Annotated in this window: 7 protein-coding genes; all 7 read right to left on the reverse strand. The window is 68.4% G+C overall.

Features of this window, described 5'->3' with window-relative positions; genetic code table 11:
• Nucleotides 1-8: 8 nt before the first annotated feature.
• The 7 genes from rpsO to UK23_RS47540 all read right to left on the reverse strand — a co-directional run bounded on the left by rpsO (nt 9) and on the right by UK23_RS47540 (nt 6,175).
• Nucleotides 9-278 (reverse strand): 30S ribosomal protein S15, encoded by a 270-nt coding sequence (gene rpsO / locus UK23_RS47510; protein WP_045318466.1) that lies wholly within the window; start codon nt 276-278, stop codon nt 9-11.
• A gap of 127 nt (nt 279-405) precedes the next feature.
• Nucleotides 406-852 carry a 2'-5' RNA ligase family protein gene (locus UK23_RS47515; protein ID WP_052685683.1) on the reverse strand — a complete coding sequence of 149 codons (447 nt, stop codon included), beginning with the start codon at nt 850-852 and terminating at the stop codon, nt 406-408.
• Nucleotides 849-1,331: a helix-turn-helix domain-containing protein gene (locus UK23_RS47520; RefSeq protein WP_045318467.1), complete on the reverse strand. Its 483-nt coding sequence runs from the start codon at nt 1,329-1,331 to the stop codon at nt 849-851. The genes UK23_RS47515 and UK23_RS47520 overlap by 4 nt, the downstream gene beginning before the upstream one ends.
• Before the next feature lie 83 nt (nt 1,332-1,414).
• Entirely contained in the window at nt 1,415-2,347 is a 933-nt protein-coding gene (locus UK23_RS47525; protein WP_045318468.1) for a bifunctional riboflavin kinase/FAD synthetase, read from the reverse strand.
• A gap of 192 nt (nt 2,348-2,539) precedes the next feature.
• Nucleotides 2,540-3,427, reverse strand: coding sequence for a tRNA pseudouridine(55) synthase TruB (gene truB / locus UK23_RS47530; protein ID WP_269112349.1), 888 nt, complete (start codon nt 3,425-3,427; stop codon nt 2,540-2,542).
• A gap of 11 nt (nt 3,428-3,438) precedes the next feature.
• On the reverse strand, nt 3,439-4,764 hold the full coding sequence (locus tag UK23_RS47535; RefSeq protein ID WP_045318470.1) for an MFS transporter: 1,326 nt from the start codon (nt 4,762-4,764) through the stop codon (nt 3,439-3,441).
• Between the two features lie 109 nt (nt 4,765-4,873).
• Nucleotides 4,874-6,175 carry an MATE family efflux transporter gene (locus UK23_RS47540; RefSeq protein WP_045318471.1) on the reverse strand — a complete coding sequence of 434 codons (1,302 nt, stop codon included), beginning with the start codon at nt 6,173-6,175 and terminating at the stop codon, nt 4,874-4,876.
• Between the last annotated feature and the right edge of the window lie 107 nt (nt 6,176-6,282).

A 6,282-nucleotide genomic window follows, 5' to 3' on the forward strand; every position in this document is an offset into this window, starting at 1 on the left:
GGCAAGTATCACCTGCGCAGACCGAGGCGCTGGATCAGCGCGCGGTAGCGGTTGATGTCCACCTTGGTCAGGTAGTTCAGCAGACGGCGGCGACGGCCGACCATCAGCAGAAGACCCCGACGGGAGTGGTGGTCGTGCTTGTGCTGCTTCAGGTGCTCCGTGAGGTCAGCGATGCGCTTGCTCAGCAGGGCGACCTGCGCCTCGGTGGAGCCGGTGTCGCTGTCGTGCAGCCCGTACTCGCCGAGGATGGACTTCTTCTGATCCGTGGACAGTGCCACTAGGTACTTCTCCTACTTGTTCAGGTCCGTGCGGCCCCACGCCCGCCGAATTGCTGGCCGGGGTAGCCGGTACTGGCCGCCACGGACCGCAGCCAGACCCAACTGCGAAGGCTATCAGGCACGCTGCTCAGCGGCGCGCTGACGTGCGCAACCCCACCCGGGCGACGGGTGTGTGGACGCCGTTGGCGCTGCTCACGAGCACTGCTTCGGACGGCTGCCACGGGCTGCTCAGGAACTCCGGCATCGGTTGCCCCCGGTACCCGTACGCCACCGTCAGGTGCGCCCACCAATTGTCGTTCGCGCCCGCCGCACGTGCCAACTGATTTAAATCGCCGCAAATTCCCGCCCACAGGACTCTGCCGCGGAAGTCGCCGAAGTCCTTGAGCCGGATTTCGGGCACTTCGTGGCCTTCGAGGGCTTTGAAGCGTTCCTCATCTGCGGTTTCGCCGTGGAAGCACAACGTGATGTGCCACTTCTCCGGCTTCGTCCACTCCAGGTCGAGGCTGCGATCCAGCACGGCGTCGAGCTCGTCGATCACGTGCTGAGGCGGGTAGAGCGCGGTGAAGTACTTCAACGCTGGCCGGCGGCCCGGATCGCGCGGCGGAACAGCTCGGCGATCGCGGGGAAGTCCTCGTGCAGCAGGTCGGCCGCGTGCTGGAGCTCGGTGCGGTCCGCGACGCGGCGCAGCACCGGGTACGCGACGCTCTCGTCGCCGTTGACCGGCAGGTTGTCGCGCGACACCGTCGGCTTGGACTCGCGCACGTCGTCGAGCGCGCGCTGCAACGCCTCGGGCGCTCCGGTCGCCACGTCCGGCGTGAGCACCTTGCGCTCCAGCATGATCATCCGGGCGAGCACGGCCGGGTTGCCGATCTTGGCGCGGCGGCCGCTCATCACCTGGCTGAGCATCGGCGCGCTGATCCCGAGCACGTCCGCGAGCTGAGCCTGGGACACGTTGAAGGCCACGACCAACCGGCGCACTCGGTCGCCCAAAGGCTCCCCGTACCACTCCCGCTGAAGCGCGAGATTGCGCTGAACGATCTTGTGGTCCTCCACCTTGGCCTCTCCCGTAGCCGCACTCCGACCCGCATCCTGCCAGCCTGCGGACGCCCCCACGTCCGCTTCGCCCAATCTGACGGTCACGACTCGGTCAGCAGTTCCCTCGTTCGGTCTACATCTCGATGCATTTCTTCGAGAAGCGCCTCGACGGAGTCGAACTTCACCATTCCGCGCAGCCGTTCGACGAAGTCCACCGCGACGCGCTGGCCGTAGTAGTCCTCGTCCACGTCCAGCACGAATGCCTCGACCCTTCGCTCCCGGCCGGAGAACGTCGGGTTCGTCCCGACGCTGACCGCCGCCTTGAGCTTCTTACCCTTGGCGTCGGTGAACCAGCACGCATAAATGCCGTCAGCCGGAACAGCCGCGAACTTCGGCGTGGAGAGGTTGGCCGTCGGGAACCCCAGGTCCTTGCCGCGCCCGTCGCCCTTGACGACGATCCCCTCGAGCCGGTGCGGCTTGCCCAGCGCCTCCGCCGCCGCCTTCACGTCCCCGGCGTCGATGCACGCCCGGACGTACGTCGACGAGTAGGTCACCTCGTCTGCGGACACCAGATCAGCCCCCTCGGTCACGAATCCGAACCGCTGCCCGAGCTGGCGCAGCAGTGCGACGTTACCCGCGGCCTTGTGCCCGAAGGTGAAGTTCTCACCCACCACGACAGCGGCCGCGTGGAGCTTCTCGACCAGGATCTCGTGGACGAACTCGGCCGCGGGCATCCTGGAGGTCTCGAGGCTGAACGGCACCACGACGAAGTGGTCGATCCCGAGCTCCTCGACCAGCTCGGCCCTGCGCCGCAACGTGGTGAGCTGGGCGGGATGACTCCCCGGCCGGACCACCTCGGACGGGTGCGGGTCGAAGGTCATCAGGACGGACGGCAGGCCGCGTTCGGTCGCGAGCTCGACGGCCCTGCCGATGAGGGCCTGGTGGCCTTTGTGGACACCGTCGAACACGCCGATGGTGACGACGCAGCGGCCCCAGCCGCCGGGAAGGTGATCTAGTCCGCGCCAGCGTTGCACGGTGATCAGCCTACGACGACGACCGTGGCCGCCGCAGTCGACCTTGCCTGGTCAGTTCACCCGGAACCGGTCGATGCGTCCAGGCGTGTCGAGAACGTTCGACACCAGCAAGCCGATCCTCCGCACGCATGGTGGGTCGTGGACTCCCTCGAGCCAGCGGCCAGGAGGCTCGTCGCCCGGTACGTCACGGTCTCATCCAGCCGGGCTCAGCACCACCACGGGCTTGCACGCGGTGCCCTCGTCCTTCGCCAGCGCGATGACGTGCCCGTCCGGCCCGAACACGCCGTACGTGCCCTCAATGCCGCCCGTCTTCAGCCGCTGCCCGTGCGAGAGCGCCGAAGCCTCCTGCGGGTCGATGTCGCGACGCGGGAACGCCGTGGCGACCGCCTCGTCGAGGTCCAGCGACAGGCCCGGCGTCTCCTCCAGCTGCTCCAGCGTCTTGGCCACGCGCAGGTCGAACGGGCCGACCCTGGTGCGCCGCAACGCACCCAGGTGCCCGCCGACGCCGAGCGCGGCGCCGAGGTCGCGGGCCAACGCGCGCACGTAGGTGCCGGAGGAGCACTCGACCATCACGTCGATGAGCACCGTCTTGTCCTCACGGCGCGTGAACAGCACGTCGAACCGGTGCACCGTGACGGGCCGTGCGGGGATCTCGACCTGTTCGCCCGCACGAACCCGTGCGTAGGCGCGCTTGCCGTCGATCTTCACCGCGGACACGGCCGACGGCACCTGCTGGATCGGGCCGGTCAGCTTCGCGATCTCGGCGGCGACGGCGTCGTCCTGGACGTCCGAAGCGTCCACAGTGGACAGCGTCTCGCCCTCGGCGTCGTCCGTGGTGGTGGACGAACCGAGCACGATCGTCGCGAGGTAGGCCTTGCTGTCGAGCGCGAGGTGGCCGAGAAGCTTCGTCGCGCGCTCGATGCCGAGCACGAGCACGCCGGTCGCCATCGGGTCCAGCGTGCCGGCGTGCCCGACCTTGCGGGTGCCGAGAATCCTGCGCACCCGCGCCACCACGTCGTGCGAGGTCATGCCGTCCGGCTTGTCGACGACGACGAGGCCCGGTGCAACAGAGGGTTTCACGGCGCGAAAGCTTAAGCGACGCGCAGCGCGTCCCAGCGACGACGCCGCAATTGCACCGGCACCGTCTCACCACGCTCCTCGGCCTCGAACACCGCGGCACGCGCGCGCCGCCACCACACGAGCATCCGCCAGCCGCCGACCGCCAGCACGATCACGCAGAAGCTGAAGGCGACTCGGAACGCCGTCTGCGGGCTGAGCAGGCTTTCCGTGACGTCCAGCAGCACGCCGACGCCGAGTGCCGTCACCGTGACGGCGAGGAAGCCGCCGACGTTGACCAGACCACTCGCCGTGGACTGGCGGTGCGACGGGTTGTAGTCGCGGGCCAGCGCGAACGCGACGCCCGAGATCGGACCGCCCACCGTGAGCACCAGGAACACGGCGGCGATGACCGGCAGCGGCACGTGACCGCCCGGCCACAGCAGCAGCACGGCCCACCCGGTGAACGCGAACGCCAGGAACCAGCCCGCGATCGGCATGCGCCACTCGGGGTTGCGAGAGAAGAGCGCGCCGACGATCGGACTCGACACGATCGCGCCGATGACCAGCAACCCGAGCGTGGACGACGCCGCCTTGGCCGACATGCCCTGCGCCTGCACGAGGTACGGGTACCCCCACAGCAGACCGAGCACGGCCGGCGTCGACATGGTGCTGAAGTGCGCCCAGAACCCGAGCCGGGTGCCGGGCACGCTCCACGCCTGCCGCACCTTGGGCCAGATCTGCCTGACCGGCACGGTTTCCGGCTTCGGCGCGGTGAAGCCGTGCGGCACGTCCTTGATCCGGATGAACGCCACGACCGAGTACAGCGCCGTGACACCGCCCGCGATGAGGAACGCCCACGTCCACCCGATCGAGCCGAGCATGAGCGTCAACGGCACGGTGGCGACGAGGTTGCCGACACCGCCCAGCGCGGCCGTGACCGCGACCACGAGCGAGTACTGCCGCGGCGGGAAGTGCGCGGCGACGATGCGGATCACGCTGATGAACGTCATCGCGTCACCCATGCCGAGCACCGCGCGCGCAGTGAGTCCCAGCGCATACGAGTCAGCCACGGCGAAGAGGAGCTGACCGGTGCCCATGAGCAGCGCGGCGACGGTGAGGATCTTGCGAGGCCCGAACCGGTCCACGAGCAGACCGGTCGGAATCTGCATGAGGGCGTAGACACCGATCTGCAGCACGGTGAACACACCGAGCTGCGCGGGTCCGAGCCCGAACCGCTCACTCGCTTCCAGCCCGGCGACGCCGAGCGTGGTGCGGTGGAAGACGGCGGCGAAGTAGACGAAAACGGCGGTGGTCCAGATCAGCCACGAGAGTCGGATGGCGCGATCGACCGACGGCAAGACGGCACTCTCCCAGGTCGGAGGCGGGTAGACATTAGTTACATCGCCTAAACAACCTTCTTGGTAACGATTTCATGCCGTGAGGTCGGACACAGCGCCCGTTCGGGCGTCATCTGACCGCGCCCTCCACCGCCCACTCACCCGACTTCGTGCGCCAGAGAACCGCGATCAGCCGAAGGACCATGAACGCCGACAGCCCGGTCCAGATGCCCGCCAGCCCCCACCCGAACGCGTACGCGGCCCACACCAGCGGCAGGAACCCGATCACCGCACTACCGAGCGTCGCCGTCCGCATGAACTTCACGTCCCCGGCCCCCAACAGCACGCCGTCCAACGCGAACACCACCCCCGCGATCGGTTGCAGCGCAACGAAGAACCACCACGCGTTGGGAATTTCCCCGAGTACTTCTTGATCCGACGTAAACGCCTGCGGCAGAACCGTTGCCAGCGCGGCGAAAACGACCCCGAGCCCGATCCCGAACACCAGCCCGTACCGCGTGACCTGCCACGCCAGCTTCTCAGCCTGCTTCTTGTTGGACGCCCCGAGCGCCGCCCCCACGAGCGACTGCGCGGCGATCGCCAACGAGTCCAGCACGAGCGCCAGGAACGTCCACAACTGCAACACGACCTGATGCGCCCCAACGGCCGCCACAGACGTCCGCGCCGCCACCGAAGCCGCACTGACAAAGCACGCCTGGAACGCCAAACTCCTCAAGACAAGATCACGCCCCATGCCCAACTGCGCGCGCATGGCTTGGTAATGCGGCGTGAGCGGCACCTTCTCGCTCACGAGGGCCTTGATGAACAGACTCGCCGCCAGCACCTGCGCCACCACGTTGGCGATGGCCGACCCCTCAAGCCCCCACCCAGCCCCGTACACGAGCGCAGGGCAAAGAACCGCGCTGATGCCGTTGCCGATCAGGATGTACTTCAACGGCCGTCTGGTGTCCTGAACCCCGCGCATCCACCCGTTGCCAGCCATCGTGACGAGGATGAACGGCGCCCCGAACAACGCAATCCGCACCCACTCGACCGCCGCATCCGCCACCCCACCCCGCCCAGCGAGCAACTCGGCCAACGGCCGCGCGAACACCTGCCCCAGCACCACCACGAGCAGCCCAGCCACCAACGCCAGCCAAGTGGCCTGCACCCCTTCCTCAACGGCCTCCCGCCGCCGCCCAGCCCCGTGCAACCGCGCCGTACGCGCCGTCGTCCCATACGACAGGAACGTGAGCTGCGTGGAAACCTGCGTCAGCAACACCCCACCAAGCGCCAGCCCGGCCAACGGCAGCGCCCCAAGATGCCCCACCACCGCCGTGTCCACGAGCACGTACAACGGCTCGGCCGCCAACACCCCGAGGGCAGGCACAGCCAGCCCGATGACCCGCCGAGCGGGAACCCGATCCTCCACACGACGAACCTAGGCGCTAACCCGCCCTCCCAACCGATGACACCGCCCACACGCCCACCCGCAAGCCCCCAAAGCACGCACGACACCGCCCCCCCCCCCCCCCCCCC

Source organism: Lentzea aerocolonigenes (assembly GCF_000955955.1).
GTDB lineage: Bacteria > Actinomycetota > Actinomycetes > Mycobacteriales > Pseudonocardiaceae > Lentzea > Lentzea aerocolonigenes_A.